This is a genomic window from Priestia sp. HNGD-A6 (assembly GCF_045784335.1).
GTDB classification, from domain to species: Bacteria; Bacillota; Bacilli; order Bacillales; family Bacillaceae_H; genus Priestia; species Priestia zanthoxyli.
Genome location: NZ_CP138621.1, coordinates 4,248,789 through 4,272,899, shown reverse-complemented (window position 1 = coordinate 4,272,899; position 24,111 = coordinate 4,248,789). Strand labels below are relative to the sequence as shown.

Annotated in this window: 23 protein-coding genes and 2 pseudogenes; 9 read left to right on the top strand and 16 right to left on the bottom strand. The window is 35.5% G+C overall.

The window, feature by feature from the left end; translation table 11 throughout:
• Positions 1-699 precede the first annotated feature (699 nt).
• From bioF to bioC, 3 genes are read left to right on the top strand one after another with little or no spacing between them, the layout of a single operon-like run.
• Positions 700-1,878: an 8-amino-7-oxononanoate synthase gene (gene bioF, locus SCI76_RS21915; protein ID WP_221832218.1), complete on the top strand. Its 1,179-nt coding sequence runs from the start codon at positions 700-702 to the stop codon at positions 1,876-1,878.
• On the top strand, positions 1,875-2,621 hold the full coding sequence (locus SCI76_RS21910) for an alpha/beta fold hydrolase (protein ID WP_063247115.1): 747 nt from the start codon (positions 1,875-1,877) through the stop codon (positions 2,619-2,621). The genes bioF and SCI76_RS21910 overlap by 4 nt, the downstream gene beginning before the upstream one ends.
• Positions 2,614-3,435, top strand: coding sequence for a malonyl-ACP O-methyltransferase BioC (gene bioC, locus SCI76_RS21905; protein ID WP_063247116.1), 822 nt, complete (start codon positions 2,614-2,616; stop codon positions 3,433-3,435). Before SCI76_RS21910 ends, bioC begins: the two co-directional genes overlap by 8 nt.
• A 111-nt stretch (positions 3,436-3,546) precedes the next feature.
• On the opposite strand, the pseudogene SCI76_RS21900 reads toward bioC, so the two are convergent.
• The 3 genes and pseudogenes from SCI76_RS21900 to murQ form a co-directional block, all read right to left on the bottom strand.
• Positions 3,547-3,987: pseudogene (locus SCI76_RS21900) on the bottom strand (PTS glucose transporter subunit IIA); the annotation flags it as partial.
• Positions 3,988-4,107: 120 nt separating this feature from the next.
• A pseudogene (locus tag SCI76_RS21895) lies at positions 4,108-5,499 on the bottom strand (PTS transporter subunit EIIC); the annotation flags it as partial.
• Positions 5,500-5,531: 32 nt separating this feature from the next.
• The gene (gene murQ / locus SCI76_RS21890) at positions 5,532-6,422 is read right to left on the bottom strand and encodes an N-acetylmuramic acid 6-phosphate etherase (RefSeq protein WP_048019317.1); all 891 of its coding nucleotides are present in this window, start codon (positions 6,420-6,422) and stop codon (positions 5,532-5,534) included.
• 604 nt (positions 6,423-7,026) lie between these two features.
• Here murQ and SCI76_RS21885 point away from each other — a divergent pair.
• Positions 7,027-8,139, top strand: a complete 1,113-nt coding sequence (locus SCI76_RS21885; protein ID WP_048019316.1) for a type II asparaginase — start codon at positions 7,027-7,029, stop codon at positions 8,137-8,139.
• 134 nt (positions 8,140-8,273) lie between these two features.
• On the opposite strand, the gene SCI76_RS21880 is transcribed toward SCI76_RS21885, so the two are convergent.
• From SCI76_RS21880 to mreC, 10 genes are all read right to left on the bottom strand, one after another.
• Positions 8,274-8,660, bottom strand: coding sequence for a hypothetical protein (locus SCI76_RS21880; RefSeq protein WP_048019315.1), 387 nt, complete (start codon positions 8,658-8,660; stop codon positions 8,274-8,276).
• A 308-nt stretch (positions 8,661-8,968) separates the two neighbouring features.
• Entirely contained in the window at positions 8,969-9,832 is an 864-nt protein-coding gene (locus tag SCI76_RS21875) for a DUF4097 family beta strand repeat-containing protein (RefSeq protein WP_048019314.1), read from the bottom strand.
• The gene (locus SCI76_RS21870; protein ID WP_048019633.1) at positions 9,822-10,385 is read right to left on the bottom strand and encodes an HAAS signaling domain-containing protein; all 564 of its coding nucleotides are present in this window, start codon (positions 10,383-10,385) and stop codon (positions 9,822-9,824) included. The genes SCI76_RS21875 and SCI76_RS21870 overlap by 11 nt, the downstream gene beginning before the upstream one ends.
• Positions 10,372-10,701, bottom strand: coding sequence for a PadR family transcriptional regulator (locus tag SCI76_RS21865; protein ID WP_033580026.1), 330 nt, complete (start codon positions 10,699-10,701; stop codon positions 10,372-10,374). Before SCI76_RS21865 ends, SCI76_RS21870 begins: the two co-directional genes overlap by 14 nt.
• A 280-nt stretch (positions 10,702-10,981) precedes the next feature.
• Positions 10,982-11,137 carry a hypothetical protein gene (locus SCI76_RS21860; RefSeq protein ID WP_048019313.1) on the bottom strand — a complete coding sequence of 52 codons (156 nt, stop codon included), beginning with the start codon at positions 11,135-11,137 and terminating at the stop codon, positions 10,982-10,984.
• A 492-nt stretch (positions 11,138-11,629) separates the two neighbouring features.
• Positions 11,630-12,298, bottom strand: a complete 669-nt coding sequence (locus SCI76_RS21855; RefSeq protein WP_048019312.1) for a phosphatase PAP2 family protein — start codon at positions 12,296-12,298, stop codon at positions 11,630-11,632.
• Between the two features lie 140 nt (positions 12,299-12,438).
• Entirely contained in the window at positions 12,439-13,857 is a 1,419-nt protein-coding gene (locus tag SCI76_RS21850) for a HAMP domain-containing histidine kinase (protein ID WP_048019311.1), read from the bottom strand.
• A complete protein-coding gene (locus tag SCI76_RS21845; RefSeq protein WP_048019310.1) occupies positions 13,858-14,541 on the bottom strand; it encodes a response regulator transcription factor in 684 nt (227 codons plus the stop codon).
• Between the two features lie 261 nt (positions 14,542-14,802).
• Complete coding sequence (locus SCI76_RS21840) at positions 14,803-15,498, bottom strand: response regulator transcription factor (protein ID WP_028414892.1); 696 nt, start codon at positions 15,496-15,498, stop codon at positions 14,803-14,805.
• 181 nt (positions 15,499-15,679) lie between these two features.
• Entirely contained in the window at positions 15,680-16,471 is a 792-nt protein-coding gene (gene mreC, locus SCI76_RS21835; protein ID WP_053074037.1) for a rod shape-determining protein MreC, read from the bottom strand.
• 510 nt (positions 16,472-16,981) lie between these two features.
• Here mreC and SCI76_RS21830 point away from each other — a divergent pair.
• Together SCI76_RS21830 and SCI76_RS21825 are read left to right on the top strand one after the other, a co-directional pair.
• Positions 16,982-17,746, top strand: a complete 765-nt coding sequence (locus tag SCI76_RS21830; protein WP_230683497.1) for a hypothetical protein — start codon at positions 16,982-16,984, stop codon at positions 17,744-17,746.
• 113 nt (positions 17,747-17,859) lie between these two features.
• Complete coding sequence (locus tag SCI76_RS21825) at positions 17,860-18,018, top strand: hypothetical protein (protein ID WP_155017460.1); 159 nt, start codon at positions 17,860-17,862, stop codon at positions 18,016-18,018.
• A gap of 852 nt (positions 18,019-18,870) precedes the next feature.
• Here the strand turns inward: SCI76_RS21825 and SCI76_RS21820 are convergent.
• Positions 18,871-19,773, bottom strand: a complete 903-nt coding sequence (locus SCI76_RS21820; protein WP_328179782.1) for a LysR family transcriptional regulator — start codon at positions 19,771-19,773, stop codon at positions 18,871-18,873.
• A 178-nt stretch (positions 19,774-19,951) separates the two neighbouring features.
• Between SCI76_RS21820 and SCI76_RS21815 the strand changes: the two genes are divergently transcribed.
• The 3 genes from SCI76_RS21815 to SCI76_RS21805 all read left to right on the top strand — a co-directional run bounded on the left by SCI76_RS21815 (position 19,952) and on the right by SCI76_RS21805 (position 22,551).
• Complete coding sequence (locus tag SCI76_RS21815; RefSeq protein WP_168761148.1) at positions 19,952-20,461, top strand: cyclophilin-like fold protein; 510 nt, start codon at positions 19,952-19,954, stop codon at positions 20,459-20,461.
• Positions 20,462-20,542: 81 nt separating this feature from the next.
• Positions 20,543-21,712: an MFS transporter gene (locus tag SCI76_RS21810; RefSeq protein WP_328179597.1), complete on the top strand. Its 1,170-nt coding sequence runs from the start codon at positions 20,543-20,545 to the stop codon at positions 21,710-21,712.
• Positions 21,713-21,843: 131 nt separating this feature from the next.
• On the top strand, positions 21,844-22,551 hold the full coding sequence (locus SCI76_RS21805) for an SDR family oxidoreductase (protein ID WP_048019307.1): 708 nt from the start codon (positions 21,844-21,846) through the stop codon (positions 22,549-22,551).
• Positions 22,552-22,662: 111 nt separating this feature from the next.
• Here the strand turns inward: SCI76_RS21805 and SCI76_RS21800 are convergent, their stop codons facing one another.
• Positions 22,663-23,073, bottom strand: coding sequence for a cupin domain-containing protein (locus SCI76_RS21800; protein WP_048019629.1), 411 nt, complete (start codon positions 23,071-23,073; stop codon positions 22,663-22,665).
• Positions 23,074-23,151: 78 nt separating this feature from the next.
• A complete protein-coding gene (locus SCI76_RS21795; RefSeq protein WP_168761150.1) occupies positions 23,152-24,015 on the bottom strand; it encodes an aldo/keto reductase in 864 nt (287 codons plus the stop codon).
• Between the last annotated feature and the right edge of the window lie 96 nt (positions 24,016-24,111).

Sequence of the window (24,111 nt, the reverse complement as noted above, 5' to 3'; positions counted from 1 at the left end):
ACAACATTAAGAAATTACAACTCTACCCATTACCTCTTTATATAAAATTTAGCACCTTAAAAGCCGTCAAAAAACAGCTTCTTCTAAAAGAAGACTCGACACTAAGTCATCGTTAACCTTTATATCCTGCTCATACGTGCCCGCATACACATAATTTTGAAGAAAATACTTGCTACTCAAGAATATATATCCTAGAACAACTAAAATAAATATTTTTTTCAACATTGTCCTCACCTTTTTATCTAAAGTTTTCCCCTCGCGGCTGCTTCCACAATCGCTAAGGGCTTATCCATAAATAGCTTTTCATTTTTTAAAATTAGCTACCATTCTGTCTAACACCGCAAAAATGTATATAAGTTACAATTATATTACATTATTATTACAAATGTAACAATTACATTATAACTAAGAAAATGAGGATAATCAATATGAAGTGTTTAGTAAAGCAAATAAAATTGCTAGATTAATATGATGCGTGTAAATAAATCCAAAACATGTTGGAAAAGACGTTTGTTATTAAACAGGAATATTTAAAGAACAAAAAAAGCAAACTCCCTACCGTTAGGAGTTTGCTTCTTTTATTCAAGAGTTTTTATAACCTCTCTCATCTTGACACTCTTCTAAAGGAGTGATTAGATATATATGTTAACTTTTTAAAAATTAAAGTTAACTAATTTTATTGTCGGTGGTGAGAGTGTATTGTATTGGGAAGAAGATATTAAGAGAGAACTTGCCTATTTAGATGAGATTTTTCAAAAAAGGCACCTTGTTACTACAGAATTTACTGAACAACCATGGCTTACAGTCAATGGACGTAAAATGTTAAACCTTGCCTCTAATAACTATTTAGGCTATGCAGGAGATAGTGGACTGAAGAAAACAATGAGTGATGCTGTGATGACGTATGGAGTAGGAGCAACAGCTTCACGCTTAATAGTAGGAAATCACTTCCTTTACGAGAAAGCAGAAAGAGCCCTTGTTAATTGGAAAAAAGCTGAGGCAGGACTTATTATCAATAGTGGTTATAATGCAAACCTAGGAATCATCTCAGCCTTGGTTCCGCGTAATGGCTTCATCTTCAGCGATAAGTTAAATCATGCAAGTATCATTGACGGGGCCCTACTGAGCCGTGCAAAACTTCAACGCTATCGCCATAACGATATGAACCACCTAGAAAATTTATTAAAAAAAGTTCCCTTAGAGTCACGGAAGTTAGTTGTAACAGATACTGTTTTCAGCATGGATGGCGATTTCGCCAAGCTCAAGGAGCTTGTTAAATTAAAAGAGCAATATAACGCCCTACTAATGGTTGATGAGGCTCATGCAAGCGGTGTATACGGAAAAAATGGTGAAGGATACGCACATTTTCTTAATCTGCAAGATAAAATTGATATTCAAATGGGAACGTTTAGTAAAGCGCTAGGGTCATTTGGAGCTTATGTTACGGGAAAACAGTGGCTCATAGATTATTTGAAAAATAGAATGCGAGGACTCATTTATTCAACTGCTCTTCCCCCTGCTATACTCGGTGCAATAACGGCTGCAATTGAAAAGGTGCAACAAGACACAGAGCGCCGCGCACTTCTTCATAAACATGCACTATTTTTTAGGAAGGCACTTACATACGAAGGATTTAACACATGTAATAGTCAATCTCAGATCATTCCAATTTTAACGGGAGAAAACAAAAGAACAATGCAGTTTGCAGAGCGTTTACAGAAAGAAGAAATTGCTGCTATTGCAGTTAGGCCTCCTACTGTTCCTGAAAATAAAGCAAGAATTCGTTTTACTGTAACAGCAGATCATACGCGAGAAGATTTAGATTGGGCCATAAAGAGAATTTCTCTAATTGGAAAAGAAATGAGTGTGATTCAATGAAACCATCCACTATTATAATATTTCCCGGATGGGGAATGGAAAAAGCAGCGTTTCAACCAATCATAAAATCATTGTCTACTATATGTAACGTTTTGTGTACAGACTGGAGAGGTGTAAAAGAACTAAGTAACTTTAGAGAACGAGCAATCCAATTGCTTATTTCTACTCCAGGCACTGTTTATTTAATGGGTTGGTCATTAGGTTCTCTTGTAACGCTTGAACTTGCAAATTTATACCCTAACAAGATAGAAGGACTCATATTAATTAGCGGAACTAGTCGCTTTACAAACGGCATGCATAATACATTTGGATGGGAGCAACGCATTGTTGAACGTATGAAAAAACAACTACAGCGTAATAAAGAAGAAACCCTTACTTCATTTTATAACGCTATGTTCACTAAATCTGAAAAAGAAGAAGAATTTCATCATCAATTTATAGAAGTTGTTCAGCGTGATTATCAAGGAGACAGTATGTACTCCCTCCTTACAGGGCTGGATTATTTACTCCAAAAAGATGTTAGAATGCAACTCAATCAAATTCAAACTCCTTGTTTGTTGATCCATGGAAAAGATGATCAAATATGTTTACCTGAGTCTTCTTCTTTCATAGCTGAAAGAATTGGTGGAAAAGCGCAGCTGTGTATCCTAGAAAAAGCTGGCCATATTCCTTTTTTTACAAAGCCTCAGCACTGTACACAACTTATAGAAAAATTTCTCGAAAAGGAGCTCATTTATGATTAATAAGCAACTTTTAAAGAAAAGGTTCAATAATCATGCTAAAACTTATGATGCTTATGCCGATGTACAAAAAAGCATGGCAAACCAATTAATAGATCAGCTTTCCACCAATTTCTTTAACGAGGAAATAGCTATTCTTGAAATTGGCTGCGGCACGGGTTATTTAACACAATTATTGTGCAAAAAATTCCCTAAGGCTGCTATTACAGCAGTTGATTTGTCATCAGGAATGATTGAGTTAGCAAAGGAAAAAGTAAGGGAAGATCGAATTTCTTTCATATGCGGAGATATCGAGGAACTAAGTATAGAAAGACATTATGACCTTATTATTTCGAATGCAACATTTCAGTGGTTTAATAGTCTTCATACGACAATTAAAAAATTGTATAAACAACTTAAGCCTACAGGCAGCCTGCTATTTTCAACCTTTGGTAACCGTACGTTTCAAGAGCTTCATTCATGCTACAGCCATGTGAAACAAAAGCTTGGTCTTTTCAGTAACAGTTCACCTGGCCAATCGTTTTTTTCTCTTGAAGAGTTGTCTCAAATTTGTGAACAAGCATTAGTTCCATTGAGAGAGCATCCATTTAAACTATCAAAAACGGAGGAGCTAGAGGTTCAATACTTTCCGACGGTTAAGGCATTTTTCACATCAATAAAAAAGATTGGAGCAAGTAACAGTAACGAGGAAAGCTACTGTCAGCGCCCTTCCTTTTTTCGTGAATTAATCAACCTATACGAAAATAATCATCGTGACGAACATGGCGTGAAAGTAACCTATCATTGCTTAATGTTTAATATTACAAAAACGAACTAATAGCCAATCCAGCCCTGGCTACTCTCTAGAAGTGATGACTTGCCGCCAGTAAAAAAGGGTACTCTTCTATTTAGAAAAGTACCCTTAAATAATCAATTAGATTTAATTAACTTACTGTTTTTTAGAAACTAACTCAATAACATTTGTTATACCTTGCTCATTGTACCCTGTGTTTAATAACTGTATTTGATTATGTTCAGATAAATTTGTAAAAATGATTGGTGTAACAAGTGATTTAGCATTTTCTTTAATGTAGTTTAGGTCTATTTTTAAAAGCGGGGTTCCTTGTGTAACCTTTTCTCCCTCTTTAATTAGACATGTAAACCCTTTCCCATTCAAGTTCACTGTTTCTAACCCTATGTGAATTAATAACTCTAAACCTTGATCTGTTTTTAGACCTATGGCATGTTTTGTAGGAAAGATGCTAACAACCTCCCCATTGATAGGAGAAATAAGCGTATTATTAGTTGGTTCGATGGCAAAACCGTCTCCCATCATCCTTGAAGAAAAAACGGCATCAGGGACTTCTTCTAGAGGCACAATATATCCATCAAACGGAAGTTTGAATGCGCTTCCTAAAGTTGTATCGTTCATTTCTTTTTTCTCACCTGTTGCAGCAACTTCAGCTTTTGTCTTCGCTTCAGGTACTTCTTTGTTATTAGAGCCTTCTGTAATAGCCTCTTTTGGTATGCCAAATAAATATGTGCAGATGAATCCTCCAGCATATCCTGCAAGTAAGCCGATGATATATTTCAGCCATAAACCATGAGCAATTAATGGAATTAAAGCTAGGCCAGATGGGCCGATAGCAATGGAACCAACGTTTCCGAACATTCCAATTACAGCTCCTCCAATTCCTCCACCGATACAAGCCGTAATGAATGGGCGTCCTAATGGAAGAATAACTCCATAAATAAGTGGTTCTCCAATACCTAATATTCCGACAGGAAGAGCCCCTTTAATAATGGTAACAAGTGATTTATTTTTATGGCAACGAACCCAAAGTGCTAAAGTTGCACCTACTTGTCCAGCACCAGACATTGCAAGAATCGGAAGCAAGATGGTCATACCAGCTGTGTTAATCATTTCAATATGAATAGGGATTAATACTTGATGCAGACCTAGCATCACCAATGGTAAAAATGCCACTCCTAGTACAAAACCTGCAAAAACCCCTCCACGTTCAAGTGTCCAATCTATTCCGCCAATTAAATTACTAGAAATTAGACCTGCAAAAGGCATAATAAAGAAAATCGTTAACAATCCGACAATCAGAAGAGCAATTGTAGGTGTAACAATAATATCGATTGCATCAGGAATAAATCGACGTAAGAATTTTTCTAAAAATGAAAGTAACCATACAGCAATCAAAACTCCGATAACCCCGCCTTGCCCAGGCGTTAGAGGCTGATCGGTAAAGATATTCATAATAGGAAATTCTTCTGTAACTCCCGTTAAAAGGGTGATACCTCCGATAACTCCACCTAGGGCTGGAGTAGCTCCAAACTCTTTTGTTGCGTTAATACCTACATAAATAACTAAATAGCTGAAGATTGCATTTTTGATCACATTAAGGATCGTAACGTATTGTTGCCAAGTATCTTTATCAAGATCTCCTGCAGTTATGCTATTGGCTAAAATAGAGGCAATACCAGCTATTAAACCTGCACCTACGAATGCTGGGATTAAAGGTATGAAAATGCTCCCAACTTTTCGCAAAAAATTTTTGAATGGCGTATTGTTTTTCTTTTTTAGCTCAGACTTCATATCTGCACCTTTTGACGTCAAATCTTCAGATGAAGGAGCTGCAGGATCTTCTTGAAGTACAATACCAAATTGTTCAGCAACTTTCGTAACTACTCCTGGTCCTAGAATAATTTGATACGTATCATCATCGACAACCCCTACCACTCCTTTCACTTGTTTTATACTCGCTTCATCGATTCTATTATGATTCACTGGGGTGACACGGAGTCTTGTCATACAGTGTGTATAATTCGCTATATTAGAACTGCCTCCAAGAGCTTGAAGCAGTTCTTTAGCTGTTTGATGATGTTTACTCATAGTTGTTCCCATCTCCCTTATAGTTTCGCTACTTAATTCACGATTGCTTGACGGATAAACCCTTGTGTTTGTTCTAAACGATGTAAAGATTCCTCATATGAAAGTCCTGTTAAAATCATGACTATAGCAAGCTTAGAATTACAATTTGCTTTTGCTAAGTACTCTTCTGCCGTATCATACGTGCATGAAGTTGCTTCCATCACAATTCGTTTTGCGCGTTCTACGAGCTTTTCATTAGTCAGCTGAACGTCTACCATTAGATTTCCATACACTTTTCCGATACCTACCATAGAAGCTGTCGAAAGCATGTTACAAACCAATTTTTGTGCTGTTCCGGCTTTCAAGCGAGTAGAACCTGTTAATACTTCAGGACCATTTACTACTTCAATTGCAATGTTTGCTACTTTTCCAATATCAGAGCCCTTATTACAGCTAACTGCTATTGTTTGAGCTTCAATTGAGTTAGCATATTCTAATGCTCCAATGACATAAGGTGTACGACCGCTTGCTGCAATCCCTACAACAATGTCTACCTTAGTAAGTCGAATGTTTTGTAAGTCTTCCATGCCTAACTCTTTACTATCTTCTGCTCCTTCTACTGCTTTGATAAAAGCTTTTTCTCCGCCGGCAATTAAGCCTATTACTTCATCTGGGTTTGTACCAAATGTAGGCGGACACTCAACAGCATCAAGCAAGCCGATGCGGCCACTGGTTCCTGCACCTATATAAATAAGGCGCCCTCCTTGTTTCTTAGCTTCTATAATAGCTTCTACAGCTTTCGCAATAGAAGGCAGTTCTTTTTTTATCGCACTCGCAACTTTTTCATCTTCTTCATTCATGGTTGTAAGAAAATCTAAAACGGACATTTCATCCAGATTCATTGTTTTTTCATTACGAGTCTCAGTAGTTAAATGTTCAAGCATTACTTATCCATCCTATCTTTGTTTTTGTTTGAAATCGTTCTCAAGTACAGAATAACGTCTTTGAAATTAAATTTCAACAATTATTTTAAAATCTTAAAATTTAATTTCAAATACTATAGTAATATGTGACTTTGAACAAGCATCATATGCCTGAATTTTAGTAAATAAGAAAACTCTCGCCGTATAAATATCAAGCATGGCTTATATCAATAATGACTCCTTCCCTCCTGCAGCAAGGATTTTTTCACAAACGTTCCTATTAAAATCATTATTTTCATCCCTATATAGAGACTACCTTATGTTAAATGGGTAAAAAAGCGAAATGATTTCCATTTTTTAGAACAGAATAGTTCCTTAAAATGTTATAAAGGAACCCAACTCATGTCTAAACAAATGGAAGATATAAACGAAATAAAGATTTTAGATTCCCAAGTTCACTTATGTGAGGAGATTAGAAAATTGTTAAGAGAAAAAGCAACAAGGATCTCATAAAAATAATGCGTTTATCTATTTATTCTTCGTGCGGACAAATGATTGGATATTTCAAACTCAAATTACTAATAATACCGTTACATGTCTTTGGCGTAAAAGGAGCTACGTAACGATGAAACTGAAAAGAATAGTAAGCATCACCTTTTTATCAAGCGTTATCTTATTTTCGGGATCTTTATCATTTGTCAATGCATCAGTAAATGATTCTAAAATGACTGTAAAACATTCAGTGAAAGAAGAGTTGCCCAATATAAAGATTTTGGCCACTGGAGGTACGATTGCAGGTTCTTCTGAGAGCAGCACAGACACAACTGGATATGAATCAGGAGCCCTTGATATTAAAACCATCATTAAAGCTGTTCCTGAGTTAAAAAAACTAGCGAATGTAAGCGGAGAACAAGTTGTAAATATCGGAAGTCAAAATATAGATAACACCATTCTGTTAAAGTTAGCAAAACGAATTAATACACTATTAGCGTCTAAGGACGTTGACGGGATTGTCGTGACACACGGATCTGATACGATGGAGGAAACGGCTTATTTTCTAAACTTAGTAGTAAAAAGTGAAAAACCTGTAATTGTGGTTGGTTCAATGAGACCAGCTACCGCTATAAGTGCAGATGGGCCGCTAAACTTGTATAATGCGGTGAAAATTGCTTCTACAAAAGAAGCACGAAATACCGGTGTTTTAGTAGCGCTTAACGATCGAATTGGCGCAGCTCGTTATATAACGAAAACACATACAACGGCAGTAGATACGTTTAAATCCACCGAACAAGGATATGTAGGAGAAATAGCTGGAGATCAGGTAATATTTTATAACAAACCAACTCGCAAGCATACAACACAATCAATATTCGATGTATCAAAATTAGATAAGCTTCCTCAAGTAGATATCATATATGGATATCAAAATGATTCTAGGAACTTTTATGACACAGCCGTAAAAGCTGGAACAAAAGGAATAGTCGTTGCAGGAGTAGGAAATGGACTGCTATCGGATGCTGCCCTAACAGGTGCTAAAGATGCGGTAAAAAAAGGCGTAGTTATTGTTAGATCTAGCCGCGTAGGAAGCGGGGTTGTGACACATGAAGAATCAGATGATAAAGATACGTTTGTTACATCTGATTCATTAAATCCACAAAAAGCCCGTATTCTTTTAATGCTTGCTTTAACAAAAATAAAGGACCCTAAAAAGATTCAAGAATATTTTAATGAGTATTAATTAAAAATATCTTTCCTCCTCTATTTTGGTGCTTTAAGAACAATCGGTAACAAAAGTATAAACAGGCCGAGACACCACCACTAGCATACTTTTGTCTCAGCCTGTTTTCATAAGAAGAAACATCAGCAGGTCCCTTATTCATTTCCCCAATTCTTACTTTCCATAATTAAATGATGAGATGCTTTGTCTAGCACACGCCATACCAAGGTCTTACCTTCTATATCTTTTAACTCGATAATGCCTTCTAGCTTATTGGTATTCACATGGACACGCTTCTCATCTATTCTTTGCGCACTTTTTAATCTCGTTCCAAATGTTGCAGGACTTTCTTCCGTTAGCTTTACAATTACATCTATCATACGTTTGTCAGAAATATAGTTTTCGCTGTTTTCATAGTTTTGATCAGCAGGTTTAATAGCGTGTTCTAACCCAGTTTCATACTGACACCAATCAACAATTAAAAAAAGCGCAAATACTAAAGACACTGTTAGTAATAAGCCATACACAACATTTCGTTTCATTTACTTTTGCTCCTTTCGCAGGAATAGGTTGTATCAGAAAATAGTATCGTTTCATTTAAAGAAATATTCCTTTTTTAGCATAAAAGAAGATATATTTTTTCTAGACCTTCCATGCTCAAATTACAAGAACCAAGAGAGATTTGTATACGGCTCATTTTTAGCTGCCATTATTACTTTACTTCACCATAAACTAAATTAAAAAAGGTTCCACTCATCAACGTTCAATGAGTGAAACCTTTTTTTGATTATCTGCTGCTAGCTGTGCCTCTGCTTTTTTGCAGATGAGCTTTGTGCGTAGAGCTAACAGGCTACTTTGTTACAGAAATACTGCCGTTATGAGTGGCTAGTTTAATAATATTCTTTCCTTTTCCAATAACAGCGTCCCTATCATATTTATTCAAGATATCGACTTTTCCATTATCGACAGAAACGTTAAATTGAACGTTACTTGGTTCTTTTTCCGTTGTAATCTCAACTTTTCCATTGTGCGTTTTAAAGTCAATATCTCGATCAAGTTCTTCTGTTTCAAGAGTGATACTTCCGTTATGGGTTTCACCTTCTAAACTACCTTCCACGTTACTCAGCGTTATTTTTCCGTTATTTCCTTTTGCTTGAACTGTTTTGGCTGCAGCATTTTTTATGCTCGTAAGTCCATTGTGTACGCTGGTGGTCAGGTTTTGTGAATCAATGTCCTCTAATTCTACACGTCCATTGTTTGCACGGACAGAAACATCTGCTGCGCGTAATTTTTTAACAGACACATATCCGTTGTTACTGGAAATCCCCAATGAATTATACTGTTTTTCAGGCAGATAAACGTTGATGGATAGCGGTTTTAATACACTAACAATGTCAAAATTGACCCAGCTGCGCTGCTGTTCATTATAGGAGATAAAAAGCGTTGAATTTTTAACGTCAGTAGTGAAGTCTCTTTTTATATTAGGAGATGTTTCGCCTTTTAATGTTACTTTGATATTATCACCTTTGATAGGATACACGTGAACACGAGTATTATCCGTATCAATGTTTACCTTGGATACTTGATTGCTGTTAATAACTTTTTCTTTTGAAATAGGTTCAGGATCAATAGCACGATAAGTAAGGAGGCCTCCTATAATCCCAACAAGGATGAGAATGCCTGCAAGAACGGAGAGTTTCTTTTTATTCAGCACGTTTTAAACCGCCTTTCACCAGTGATACATTGTATTTCAGATAACGTACAAAGCCTTTTATAGCTAGCTTCGTTACAACAAACATACCTAGCATAATAAAATATCCAATTCCGCAAAATGCTAACGACATAAATAAATTAAAGAGAAAAAAGCCGCTCCAATGTACAATAGCCTCACCGAGAACTAGAATAGGTGATAGCAAGAAACATAGACCTATGGCCCAAGCTGATAAAATAAAGCCAGCTAATGCAACGGCCGGACCAAGAACAATTACTACATTAAAAAAAGCTAAACCAATTACGGCCCAAGTGGCTCTCAAAATATTTTGAGTTGTTGCCTTAGCTGTTGCTTGCTCAACGTGATAATCTGCCAGCAATTCTTTGGCTATTTGATTCGGGGATCCTAGCGACGCTACAATTTCTTCTTCTGTTTTTCCTTCTTCTAAGCCAATGGAAAAATGTTCTTCATAATCTTGCAAAATATCCTCTCGTTCTTTTGAGGACAATGGTTTTAATGATTCATTCAATTGCTGTAAAAATTTACTCTTCGACATTGTTCACACCTTCTTTAATTAATTGATTAACACCTCTTGAAAACTCATTCCATTCATCGATAAGTTCGTATAAATACTCCCTGCCTTTATCGGTAAGCTGATAATATTTCCTTGAAGGACCTTCTGTAGATTCCTTTAAATACGTTGTAAAATATTCTTCTTTTGTTAATCGGCGCAGAAGAGGATATACCGACCCTTCTGATATTTCAATTTGATCGGAGATTTTTTGAACTAATTCATATCCATAGCGGTCTTTCTTATCCAGTAATACAAGGACACAAAGCTCTAAAACTCCTTTTTTAAATTGCACGTTCACTGTTCTTCACCCTTTTCTTTTCACAGTCCACTACTGTTTATTGTATAGTACTGATTTATAATAACTTCCTAATAATTACAATATATCACCAGCTATTGTTTATTGCAAGGTACTGTTTAATATTTTTTAAATTTTAATCATTTTACAGTCGTAAGACATTTTTTATAAAGCAAGGTTCAACCTTCTTTTTCTAATTAGCTTATATATGAAATTATTTTTAACGTGGCCAAAAGAAAAAGCAGCCTATAACTATAGACTACTCAGCAGCGAACATTCTAGGCTATTTTTCTTTTGCCTGTTTGATAAATAAAAAGAAAACCGTTATTAAAATAAAATAATTTAGAGGATTTTTAAAGATATTACCGTCTAAAGCCAATTGTAATAAGATCCATAAAGCGAAGATAACTAATACGGCTGGTATTGTAAGTTTGTTCATACATTGCTCATCCTTCGTCTCAGAGTAATACAGTAATCATGACTCTCAATACTTTTTATACTGTAAAAATTAAATCCGCAAATAGTTTTGAAAGTATATTGATTGAATTCCTGTAAGAATATCACTTTTTAAGATAAAATTTAACAGTTTCCGCCACGATTGATAGAAATGGATCAATTTCATTTGATTTTTTTGTAATAAGTTCAAGAAAAAAGTAACCGTTATTTTACATTTTCTAATAATAAAAACAGTCAATTTTATGACTGTTTTAAGTAGAATGCTATCAAAAATTTCATTTCCTAGGTGGTGTATCATCTTTATAAAAAATGCAGTTCTTATAGATTCGTTTTTTATTCCCCCTACTGAAAAAACGTCCATAAATCAATGCTGGCTGTTCATATCAGTACTTTTGATAATCCACATTTAATTATGAAGCCAGTCACTTGCATCCGTACCCTATATGGTTATTTTCGCGTTGATATATCATCGTATTCATTCTTTACTTTGAGTAGATCTTCTTTGCTCAACCTTCTTCTCCTGATAGCGCTGATAGAACCAAATAGCAATAGCTAGCCAGCAGCCGCTAGCAAAATAGCCTCCAATAACATCGCTAGGATAATGCACGCCTAAGTAAATACGACTAATACCTATTGCTAGAATCATTGTAGTGCTAATAACGATTAAAAGTGTACGTCCCCAGCGAGTAGAAATATGACGCCAGAGCAAAAATGAAAGGACGCCGTAAACAGCAAAAGCACTCATAGCATGCCCACTTGGAAAGCTATAACCATTGATTTCGATTAATCGATGGAAATCAGGACGTGCACGATGAAAAAATAGTTTTAGCAGCTCATTGAGGATTGGAGAACCTACAATAATCGCGATAAATAAAATAAGCTCCGTTCGATGTTTTAATACTTTATAGAGAAAAAACAAACTAAAGAGAGAAATCACTGCAACAGATGGCGTAGAGCCAATAAAAGTAAAGCATTTCATAATAGTCGTTAGCCCAGGAGTTTCGACCCCTTGAATTAGCGATATAATAGACCGATCAAATGCGACAATTTTTGATCCATTAATTAAAAGAGCCATCCCACTAAAACAAATAAGGGACAACAAGCTTAACATAAAAGCAATTGTAAATTGAAACTTCAACTTCATACTAGACACCTCTACTTTCTGTGCTTTATCAAGCTACTTTTGATGAAATGTGATAAAGTCTTTTTACTTCTAGATTTTGATGCTTCTTTGCTTTTGAAGTTAGGAGTATTAAAAATAAAGATCTTGTTTTATATGCACATTTATAGAGAATTAGTAAACAGAGGCAATACAGCCGTTACATTTGTTCCTTCGCCCTCTTTACTCTCGATGTTAATCGTACCATGGTACTTTTCAATCCATCGTTTGGCTATAGCCAGTCCTAAGCCAAGCCCTCCTTGTTTTCTGCTTCTTGCCTTATCCACTCGGTAAAATCTATTTAAAATATAAGGTATATCCTCTTCTGGAATTCCAATTCCTTTATCCATTATTTTAAGGGATACCTTTTCATTGATGAGAGAACAGTCTATAACTACCTCTTTCTCTTCCTTCTTAGAATATTTGACTGCATTATCTAACAAAATGATTAATATTTGTTCTAGATGGCGAGAAGAAATATTCACGTACAGATTTTCATGTGAGTGTCTTATTTTAAACTCATAGTTGTTATACAGTACTTCAAAATTCCTTACAACATGTTGAACAGTGGCCAATACGTTAATAGGTTCAACATCTACAGGATTTATCAGACTATTTTCAGCTCGGGATAGCTCCAATAATTCTTGCACAAGATTCGTTAAACGCTCTACTTCTTTCAGACTGGATTTCAAGGATTTATCTAATACTGCTGCATCATTTTTCCCCCAGCGATTTAACAATGTCAAATGTCCTTGGATAATGGCTAACGGAGTTCTTAATTCATGTGAAGCATCCTCTACAAACTGTTTTTGCTGTAAAAAAGAGTCTTCGAGGCTATCCATCAACTCATTAAATAAACTGCCTAATTGAGCAAATTCATCGTTTTTTTCATTAACTGGAACACGTTCTTCAAGGCCATTTGTTTTTATTTTTTTCATCGTCAATGTTAACGCTTGAACGTTAGATAGTATTTTCTTTGCTAGAATGGTTCCACCTAGAATACTAAAGATTAGTGAGCCTATCCCTGCAGCAAGCATTAATAAAAAAATCTTGTCCATAAAAGCATCAGACATCTCCATATTTCTAACAATTTCAACCGTTCCAGTGAAGTTGTCGGTGACAATTGGAGAACGAAGAACGAGTAGACGTTCATCGTGGTTTCGAATCACTTTATACTCTTTGTGCTTCACCGCCTTCGGTTGCTGCCAATTTGGTGAAACATTGTTTGAGGTACTGGTTATAATGTTCCCTTTCCTATCAAGAACACGAATCAACTGATTCTTTTCATTAATTTTCGATAAGTATCCTTCACTGTTTTCAATTTGTTTTAAGGATAAAGGTTCATCATCAGATTGAATAAAAGCGAGAACCTCGTTTAATTGATGAATACCATTTTGCTTCTCATAATTTAAAATACCGTTATCAATCACAATGTATTGAAAGAGGTTATAAGAGAGAAAAAGAAAAAATAAAAACATGGAAGACCATAACGTTATCTTCCATCTTATAGGTAAATCTTTTATACAATTTATCCACTTTCTCATTTAAACATCACGCATCACGTACCCAACCCCTCTGATGGTTTGAATATATAACTCTTTGTCCTCCGCACTTAATTTATTTCTTAAATATCTAACATATACATCGACAACATTCGTTTCAACAACTGAATCGTACCCCCACACTTGCTCTAAAAGTATGTCTCTCGTTAATACTTTGTTAATGTTACGCATAAAAATGGCTAGGAGTTCAAATTCTTTATTCGTGAGTTCAATTAGTTTTTTTTCTTTTATCACTGTTCTTGATTCCAAATCAAGTTCAATATCTTTAAATGTTAATAGTAGCTTCTGATTCAGCATGTTGTTGTTTTCTTGACGTCTAAAAATGACTCGCATTCTTGCAAATAATTCTTCAATTGCAAATGGTTTGGACAAATAATCGTCAGCTCCATTATCAAGCCCCATTACCCTGTCCATGACACTATCCTTAGCTGTGAGCATAATAACAGGAGTATCCTTAGTTGTTCTTAGTCTTCTGCATACCTCAATTCCATTTAATCCAGGCATCATTAAATCCAATAATATAATATCGTACTTCTGCTTGGTTGCTTTATCTAAACCAGTACGACCATCGTAAGCTACGTCAACTAAATATCCTTCATATTTTAGTTCTAATTCTAAAAATTCTACTAATCCTTCTTCATCCTCTACAATTAGTACCTTTTGCATATAAAGTACTCTCCTTTGTCTAAAAATTAAAAACGTAAAAACTGCTTCTACAAATGAATATGAGTACTAGTACTATATCCCTCCATTTTGAAAGATAATAAGAAGAAATATGAAATAAGTTTTCTATGACTTTCTTCTTTATAGGCTTTTCTTCAATTTATCAAATAAAAATTAGATTTGAATAAAAAAGAGATTAAGAATAAATGAATTTATTTCTTAATCTTCTTTAATGAATCATATAAAGTTGCTTTCCTTGTTTCTTTAACTTTCTTTAATGGTGTATCCTATGCCTCGAACAGTCTCAATGAGTGAGGGACTAAATCCTTCTTCAATTTTCTTTCTCAAATAACTTATATAAACATCAAGTATATTTGTATCTCCTTCGTATTCATATCCCCATACATTTAGTAAGATTCCTTCACGAGTAACCGTCTTATTTTTATGGATGACTAAGTAAATTAATAAATCATACTCTTTCGGGGTTAAGCTGATTTTTTGCCCAGCCCTAGTTACTTCTCTTGATTCAGTATTTATAACCATATCTTCAATTAATAATAACGAGTCTTTTTCTACCTTATTCCTAATAACAAGGTGCTTATAACGTAGTAAAGAACGTATCCGAGCCAGCAATTCTTCAGTTTTAAATGGTTTAGTTATATAATCATTTGCGCCATGATCTAACCCCAGTATTTTGTCTAGAGTTGAGTTGCGAGCTGTCAAAAGAATAATAGGCACGTAATTTTCTCTCTTTCTTACTTTACGCAAGACCTCTATACCACTCATTTCCGGTAGCATAATGTCAAGTAAAATTAAATCAAACATATTTGATAAGGCCATTTCGAGACCATCTCTTCCATTGTTTTTAATTTTCACTTGGTAACCTTCATGTTCAAGTTCCATTTTTAATATATTGCCTATTTCTACTTCATCTTCCACAATTAAAATACTTTCTTTCATCTAACTAACCTCTCTTTTCAATCTCTATATTTTTGCTTTGCATATCGATCGCTCTTTCCAATAATAAAGAGAAGTGTATAGCTATCACAAACCAACATCTCAGTGGACAATAGGAAATTTTAAGTGCTGAACATAAAAACGTAAGATAAAAGACTTCTATTAGAATGTGATATTAAATTCACTACCCATTGTTCTTTGCTTTAATAACAACTACTTCACTAATATCATTAAAGTTGGATGAGGGTTTTACAACGGCCAATTGCGTTAGTCCATATTCATCAGGCTTTACTTTGATGACTTTTCCTAAGGCTAATTTCCCTTGAAAGATTGAACTGATAGGAGAGGTTTGAACTTTATCTCCTACATTAACCTCAGCCTCACTAGGGATTTTTCTAATAATTAAATTACCTTTTTTATCATCGTAGCCTTCTAATGTTCCATTCACGCTTTTCCTATCCTTTAACATTACCGCCATACGATTTGTCCTAAGGTTTGAGCTAATTAGTTCTACGATAGAGGTTGACGAAAAAACTTTGGATACCTTCCCAATGACGCCATTTGTACCTAGCACATTCATATCTATTTTTAACCCCTGCTTCTTTCCTTTATCAATTGTTAATTCATTGTTCCAGTTGTTCGTTGAGCGGCCAATTACGGTAGCTGTTACAGGATTATAGGTTTTTACCTGATCTTCTGCTTTTAAAATTTTTTTTAAGACTTTATTTTCATATTCCAACTTATAAGCATTTGCTTCCTCTTGGTTTTCAGTGGCTAGCTTACTCTTTAAGATAGAGTTTTCTTTGTAAGTGGAAAATAATTGACTCACTTGTTGAGGTTCACTCCAAGAAAGCTTGTCTAAAGAAAGTAAGCTACCTTTGTACAAGGTTCCAACAAAAATAAGTCCTCCTACAGTAAGAATCCCTCCTATCAAAATATATGTATGTCTTTTCTTCTTTCTTTGAAAACGTATCAAAATGGCACCTTCCTACCAATAGTCATGCTATTTATAATCTTACTAGCTGTTTCTTAAAAATTTCTTAAGTATTATCATCTTTGACCTCTTAACAACTATTCAACGTTCTCCTTCTTTTAATGAATTGTACTTATTTTCTAGTTTCAAAAGCTGAAGGCATAACGTTATGTTTAAAAAACTTGGCTCACATAATTTAAATTTAATACGGTGTAATGAAATTTAAATGAAATTAAAATGAGAATTCGATAAAAAATAAATATTTTATTTTTATAAAAACATAATGGTGCAACAGAGTTGATAAAACATTTAATTAAAACATTAATAAAAAGTTTTTTATAAAAATCTCATTAAATTCTTATTTATTTTTCATTTTGATTTTAGAAAAAGACTGTACAGTTTGAATTACAGCGATGAAGCTTTTAAAAAATTTCTTTAAGAAAAACGTTAGGCAAGTGTGCCGTTTATTTAAGAGAATAAACAGTTAGCACAAGAAGGAGAGAAAAATTAAAAATGCAAACATCTTCGCCAATGAATAAAATTGCACAAATTACCCTTGTTTTTTGGATTATGAAGATTTCTGCTACGACACTGGGTGAAACCGCAGGTGACTTGTTAGCACAAACATTAGGAGTTGGATATGCAGTTAGTACGCTGATCTTTTTTAGCATATTTTTAATTACACTTGTAGCTCAACTAAGCTCTAAGAGGTATATTCCGGCCCTTTATTGGACTGTTATTCTGTCAACTAGCGTAGCTGGCACAACTATGTCTGATTTTATGGATCGTACACTGGCATTAGGTTACGCAAAAGGCTCGATGATATTAATCACTATATTGTTGTCGATATTTGCATACTGGTATTTTAGCGAGCGTTCATTAAATATCAACTATATTAGAAACCGCAAGGCTGAAATACTTTATTGGATTGCCATCCTTTTCTCAAACACATTAGGTACAGCTTTAGGAGATTTTTTGTCTGATACGTCTGGCCTTGGATATATAGGTGGAGCTATTTTAATTGGCAGCTTACTAGCATTCATTGTTATATGTAACTTCTATACAAAGATTTCTCGTGTATTTTTATTTTGGGTAGCATTCGTTTTGACTCGCCCTTTCGGAGCAACATTTGGAGATCTTTTGACAAAGCCACATGAAAAAGGTGGTTTAGACTTAGGTACGGCAGGCTCTTCTCTAGTCCTAGCCTCCATTCTTATTGCCTTTATGATTCATACGACATTTAAACAAAATAACGTAAGCTCAGAACAAGCGCTGTAGATTTCTTTTTTTATTTAATACATTACAAAACCCATAAAAAGAAAAAATCTAACGAAGTGACTAATTGCATGAACCACCTCTTTTTCACACATACTCGTAAGGAGGTGGTGTTTATGGTTAATCAGTTAGAAGTTCTTACCCAGCGTGTTAATGATAAACAATATGATTACTGGCTTCATCATGATTTATTTAGTGCTCAATGGTGGCTAATTATCATTTTAAGTGCGCTTTTCTATTCGTTTTTTATCTCCTCATTGACCGACAACGAATAATATTTATTCTCTTAGTATTTTTCATTAGTTTTGTTTTAGTTGGTACTGTGGATGAACTCGGAAAGTTCTTTGGCGTATGGAGCTACCCTCATCAATTATTGGTCTTTACTGATCGTTTTCATTCCGTTGATTTTGCAGTTATCCCGGTTATACTTACATTAGTTTACCAATTCTTTAGCAAATGGAAGATTTATTGGATTGCTTCTCTTATTGCTTCAGCTTTTATCGCTTTTATTGGAGTGCCTATATTTACTTTTTTCCATATTCTATGGAGCATATTAATTACAGACACAAAAAAAGCTCACCTTAAAAGGTCAGCCTAAATAGGGGAGTTCTATAGAAAATGTTGTATTGCATTACTGATATTTATACTAGCATCTAATAGTGAAAAATTGGTGAAATGTTCGTCTCACTTATCTTTTTAAAAATTTCTTCTTTGAAAAATGAAGTCTACGTTTTAAGCTCTCACTATAAAAGCGTGAACTCGTGATAGGCTACGCTTTTATACATCTATATTCCATTAAGATCTATGAAAGTTAACCGGTCTCTAATCATCGCTTACTCGTTCAAGCCTGCTATTTTTAGGTACGTCTCTTTTATCTTCAATCGCTCCCTGTAAAGGAAGCTAAAAGAACTGTAAAATATATGGACGAAAAAGCTAATCATTACCTTGATATTATTAACGGTTTATCGCCAGATGACACTAACCCTGGCGAATGGAAGTTAATACATCCTAATAAAACATCCTAAGGCTCTTAACATCACCTCCATACCCGCAGTAAAAAGACTTATCTACCATACCGTATAGATAAGTCTTTTTACTCCATTTGTTTGAACTAGACCGACGCGCTGTCAGTTTAGAGTTTGTGAAAATTCCCCCTGCAGTTCTTTTAAAAACGCATCAGCTGCAGCTGAAAGAACATGATGCTTTTTCCACACAATATTTAAACCTGATTCAAGTCTTGGCTGTAACGGTCTGAAAAAAAGGTTGCTATTAGTAGACGTATTGACTATTTTATCAAGTGTTATGGCATACCCAATGCCTTCTTCAACCATAATGGCCGCATTATATGCAAGATTGTATGTAGTAACGATGTTTAATTTATGAAAGTCTTCGCCAAACCAATCCGAAAATTCATTTTTTGAAAATGTCTGCTTCATGGCCTGTCGTGAACAGATTAGTGGAGCGTTTAATAAATCCGCAGCTTGAATGCTTTCTTTGAGGGCAAGAGAACTGTCTCTTCTCATCACAACGCCCCAAACATCTTTGGCAGGGATATTAAGATAATTGTATTTTGAAATATCAGCCGGTTGAATTAAAATGCCAAAGTCAAGCAGCCCCTTGTCAAGCCGTTCCGTTATATCTTCTTCGTTTCCGCTGTAGAGGTGATATCGTATATTGGAATAACGTACCTGCACATCTTTTGCGACTCGTGCAATATGTTTCATTGCTTCTGTCTCCCCGCCCCCTATATAAATATCACCACCTATTGTTTCTTCCATGGAACTAAACTCCGCCTCCAATTTATCGACCATATTAACAATTTCCTCTGCCCTGTTTCGCAGAAGCATTCCTTCATCTGTCAAAATGATACTGTGACTGCTGCGAATAAATATTTTTTTGCCCAACTCTTGTTCAAGATCTTTTAATTGCCTAGACAGTGTGGGCTGTGTCACATGCAAAACATCAGCGGCCTTCGTGATGTTTCCTTCTCTTGCAACCGTAAGAAAATACCGCAAAACTCGAATTTCTATATCCCTCTCCTCCTTTCATAAGCTTTAGTATATACACTCTAGAAATGCTTATCAAACATATCATGATATAAGATATAAGTATTTTTTATATTTGGAAGAAGCCGTTAGAATAAACAACAAAGAAGTTCATATCACACCATCAACATCTTTAATAATTCAATGTGGAAAGGAGCTTAAGATGAAAAAAATGTTATATCTGCCTTCTATCTTAGTAATAAGCGCTGCACTCGCTGCTTGCGGCAACAATCATTCTTCTGCAACCGACCATAATGCCAGTAAGCATTCAAACCGAGTACCAGAACAAATAGAAGAAGATAGTATTTCAAATACAAAAATAAAGTTAACGTTCAACAACAAAGAAGTGTTTGTTAGGATGTACGATAACCCAGCAAGTAAGGGTTTTCTAGTTCAACTGCCTTTAACCGTAACGTTTGAAGATTATATAGGTAAAGAGAAAGTTAGTATTTTACAAAAAAGATTATCTATAGATGATGTACAAGCCGAAGACCTATCCAAAAAAGGAGACTTTGCTTATTACGCTCCTTGGGGAAATGTAGCTATTTTTTACAAAGGTCTTGAGGATGCTACAAACGACCTTATCATACTAGGTCAAATTGAATCAGGAAAAGAAAATGTTGAAAATGTTGATGGTGATTTTACAGGTAGAATTGAAAAAGTGACTAAGTAAAAACATGACAATACACCTTTAAACAACCCGATTTACAGCCACTAGAACACAACATTTTTTAGAAAGAAGGATCTTTATTTTATGTCTAAACAAACTAAGCTACTTATATTTGTCTTAACTTTAGGAGCTTTCGGTATTATCAATACCGAAATGGGCGTTATAGGGATATTACCCTACATTGCGGATCACTTTCATATCAGTGTATCAAAAGCAGGATGGCTGGTGAGTCTCTTTGCGCTTACCGTGTCAATATCCGGTCCAACGATGCCGTTATTATTTTCGGGAGTCAATCGCAAGAAGGCAATGCTGCTTGTACTTGGTATTTTCATTTTAAGTAACATTATCTCTATCTTTACTTCTAATTTTGCTATTGCCATCATTGCGCGTGTGATTCCAGCTATTTTTCATCCAATTTATTTTTCAGCAGCTTTTACAATGGCAGCGAACTCAGTCAGCAAGGAAGAGGCTCCAAAAGCTGTTTCAAAAGTCTTTATTGGCGTATCTGCAGGTATGGTACTTGGTGTGCCGATCGCAAGTTTTCTTGCAAGTACAGTCTCGTTTCAACTATCCATGACGTTTTTTACTGTTATTAACGCGATAGTATTTATTGCTACGTGGGCATTTTTCCCTTCTATGCCTGTTACAGAAAGACTTTCATACGGAGCAGAGCTAAGCGTATTAAAAAAACCTGTTACTTGGCTTTCTATTATTGCCGTCCTTTTACTGAATTCAGCAGTATTTGGGGTATATAGCTATCTTGCTGAGTATCTTAAAAGCGTTACGAACCTCTCTGGACAATTAATTAGTTTCATGCTGGTTCTGTACGGTGTGGCAAATATTATCGGAAACATTATCGCAGGGAAATTACTTACGAAAAATGCCATTAAAACGGTAGTCGTTTTTCCTTTCGCATTGGGAATCGTTTACATCATTTTATTCTTCATCGGACAGTTTACTTGGCCTATGGCTATCATGACTTTAGTTTGGGGAATATTTGCTGGTATAGGAACGAATATTAATCAATATTGGATTTCATCAGCAGCTCCAGAAGCCCCTGATTTCGCGAATGGATTATTTTTAGCATCCGTTAACTTAGGAACAACCATTGGCACAGCCGTAGGTGGACTATTTATATCAGGAATGGGTATACAATACGTTGTACTAGTGGGCATCTTGTCATTAGTATTGAGCGCAGTATTTATTTTACCAAGAAGTTATATGAAACGTCCTGTAAGTCAACTTTCAAAATAAGACATCAACGCAACTTTCTTTCGGGATCCCTAGTAGGATCCCTTTGTTTTCTTTTATTACATCTATGAAAAACTGAAATCTATTCTAGTCAATGCTTACAGAATTAATAAATAAAAAATGGAGGACTTGAAATGGAAAAACATACTAAAGTTGCACTCGTCACCGGAGGAAATCGCGGTATTGGCTATGAACTAGTGAGACAATTGGCGATGAAAGGTTTTAAGGTCATTTTGACGAGCCGAAATTCAGAAACCGGACATAAAGCCGTGCAAAAACTTAAAGACTCTCGTCTTGATGTTTCATTTTTGACAATGGATATAAACAATCAAACAAGTATCGGTCAAGCTGCGGCTAAAGTAAGTGAGCAATATGGACGATTGAATGTGCTAATTAATAACGCGGGCATATATTTAGATAAAAATCAAAAGTTAGTAGATATGGATCCTTCTGTTCTAGAGAAAACGCTAGAAACGAATTTCTTCGGTGCTTACCACGTAATCCGTTCCTTTATGCCTCTTATGGAACAGCAAGCCTACGGAAGAATTATTAATGTTTCATCAGAATATGGCGCAATGAGTGAAATGTCATCTCCAGGAGTGGGCGCTTATAAGTTATCCAAGCTTATTCTAAATGGCTTAACGCAGTTAATAGCTGCAGAAAGCACCAAAGATATCAAAATTAACGCGGTCGATCCGGGATGGGTAAGCTCAGATATGGGTGGACCATCAGCTCCAAGAACGCCGCAGCAAGCTGCTCGTTCTATTCTTTGGTTAGCAACGATTGGACCCGAAGGACCTTCCGGAGGCTTTTTTAAAGACGGAAAACAAATCGATTGGTGAACTTTTATAGCGTTAAGGCTATTTCCTATGACATCTTGAATTTATAATAAAAACCCTACGGATTATTAGGAATAATCCGTAGGGTTTTGCTTCTAAGATACATACGATCTATTATTTTATGTTGTTATATTCCTCATCCGTTACTGGTTCTAACCATTCCGGCGTACCGGCAGTGATGGCAATGTGTTCAAACCAGCTGTCTTTTGCAGCACCATGCCAATGTTTGACACCATCATGCGTCACAATAACATCTCCAGCTTTTAAGAATTGTGCAGGTTTTCCTTCTTCTTGGTACCAACCTTCGCCACCCGTTACTAATAGAAGCTGAAATCCATCACGATGAATATGCCAGTTATTGCGGCATCCAGGTTCAAAGGTTACATTTCCAACTCCAACGTTCACTTTAGGATCTGCGATTAAGGTTTGAAGATAGCTTTGTCCAACAAAAAATTGTGCATATGCTTCATTCTTTTCACCTACTGGAAAAATAAAGCCATTTTTTACTTCTTCATGTTTTGCCATTTTGATTCCTCCAATAATATCATTCATAATTGTATCTCTTGGCTCATTCATTGCTATAAAAAGTCCTTGCTCACCTGTTTATTTTAATTTTCCGCCAAATACCGGGAAGTAGCTGTGCTCACCATAATCTTGAATAGGTTCGACATTTTTCAAAATTTCCATATCTGCATCGCTGATCACAAAGTCAAGCTTTTCATTGATTCTCATATGATCTGGATTTGCCGTCTTAGGAATGACTGCAAGACCAAGCTGAATATCATAGCGCAGGCAAAGTTGAGCAACAGACACTCCGTATTTATCAGCTATTACCTTCACTTCTTTATTATCAAGAACCGCACCGTGCGCAATTGGTGAATATGCTTCTACCAAGATGCCATTCTTCTGGCAGAACTCAATTAACTCCAAAGGCGTATTGCTCACATGTGCCAATATTTGATTGACCATAGGCTTGATTTCACAGCTAGAAAGAATATTCTCTATATCATCCTGAAGGAAGTTAGAAAGGCCGATTGCCTTTACCTTCCCTGCCTTATAAGCATCCTCCATTGCTTTCCATGCCTCTTTGTTTTCTTCGAAGTAACGTTTCTCTTCTCTAAACTCCGTCCAAGGCTGTGGACTGTGGATAATTAGAAGATCAATGTAATCCAACCCCAACTTTGTTAAAGACTCATCAATGGAATTCGCAACTTCGTCATAAGTTTTTGCTTCTGCTGCAACCTTTGTTGTAATAAAAAGCTCTTCTCTTGCAACACCGGATGAACGGATTCCTTCGCCTATGCCAGCTTCATTCATATAAGCTTGTGCCGTATCAATATGGCGATACCCGCTAGATACCGCATCGCGCACTGCCTGAGCTGCCTGTTCGTCATCAAGCAGCCACGTACCAAGACCTAATAGTGGAATTTCTACACCGTTTGATAATTTATACGTTTCGTTAAACATGTTTTTTATCTCCTTTGAATTGTTTATTTTTCTATACGTTAAAAGTATCTATCTGCCTGTTAAAAGTAAATCAATATTGATTGATTAATCAACATC

Bases quoted from the DNA above. Each gene is read 5' to 3' on its own strand.
- murQ (WP_048019317.1), bottom strand. From the start codon at position 6,422: ATGCTTGAACATTTAACTACTGAGACTCGTAATGAAAAAACAATGAAT.
- SCI76_RS21845 (WP_048019310.1), bottom strand. From the start codon at position 14,541: ATGCAAAAGGTACTAATTGTAGAGGATGAAGAAGGATTAGTAGAATTT.
- SCI76_RS21795 (WP_168761150.1), bottom strand. From the start codon at position 24,015: ATGTTTAACGAAACGTATAAATTATCAAACGGTGTAGAAATTCCACTA.
- SCI76_RS21810 (WP_328179597.1), top strand. From the start codon at position 20,543: ATGTCTAAACAAACTAAGCTACTTATATTTGTCTTAACTTTAGGAGCT.
- bioC (WP_063247116.1), top strand. From the start codon at position 2,614: ATGATTAATAAGCAACTTTTAAAGAAAAGGTTCAATAATCATGCTAAA.
- SCI76_RS21885 (WP_048019316.1), top strand. From the start codon at position 7,027: ATGAAACTGAAAAGAATAGTAAGCATCACCTTTTTATCAAGCGTTATC.
- SCI76_RS21815 (WP_168761148.1), top strand. From the start codon at position 19,952: ATGAAAAAAATGTTATATCTGCCTTCTATCTTAGTAATAAGCGCTGCA.
- SCI76_RS21860 (WP_048019313.1), bottom strand. From the start codon at position 11,137: ATGAACAAACTTACAATACCAGCCGTATTAGTTATCTTCGCTTTATGG.
- SCI76_RS21830 (WP_230683497.1), top strand. From the start codon at position 16,982: ATGCAAACATCTTCGCCAATGAATAAAATTGCACAAATTACCCTTGTT.
- SCI76_RS21805 (WP_048019307.1), top strand. From the start codon at position 21,844: ATGGAAAAACATACTAAAGTTGCACTCGTCACCGGAGGAAATCGCGGT.
- SCI76_RS21825 (WP_155017460.1), top strand. From the start codon at position 17,860: ATGGTTAATCAGTTAGAAGTTCTTACCCAGCGTGTTAATGATAAACAA.
- SCI76_RS21840 (WP_028414892.1), bottom strand. From the start codon at position 15,498: ATGAAAGAAAGTATTTTAATTGTGGAAGATGAAGTAGAAATAGGCAAT.
- SCI76_RS21910 (WP_063247115.1), top strand. From the start codon at position 1,875: ATGAAACCATCCACTATTATAATATTTCCCGGATGGGGAATGGAAAAA.
- SCI76_RS21855 (WP_048019312.1), bottom strand. From the start codon at position 12,298: ATGAAGTTGAAGTTTCAATTTACAATTGCTTTTATGTTAAGCTTGTTG.
- SCI76_RS21870 (WP_048019633.1), bottom strand. From the start codon at position 10,385: ATGTCGAAGAGTAAATTTTTACAGCAATTGAATGAATCATTAAAACCA.
- SCI76_RS21850 (WP_048019311.1), bottom strand. From the start codon at position 13,857: ATGAGAAAGTGGATAAATTGTATAAAAGATTTACCTATAAGATGGAAG.
- SCI76_RS21880 (WP_048019315.1), bottom strand. From the start codon at position 8,660: ATGAAACGAAATGTTGTGTATGGCTTATTACTAACAGTGTCTTTAGTA.
- SCI76_RS21800 (WP_048019629.1), bottom strand. From the start codon at position 23,073: ATGGCAAAACATGAAGAAGTAAAAAATGGCTTTATTTTTCCAGTAGGT.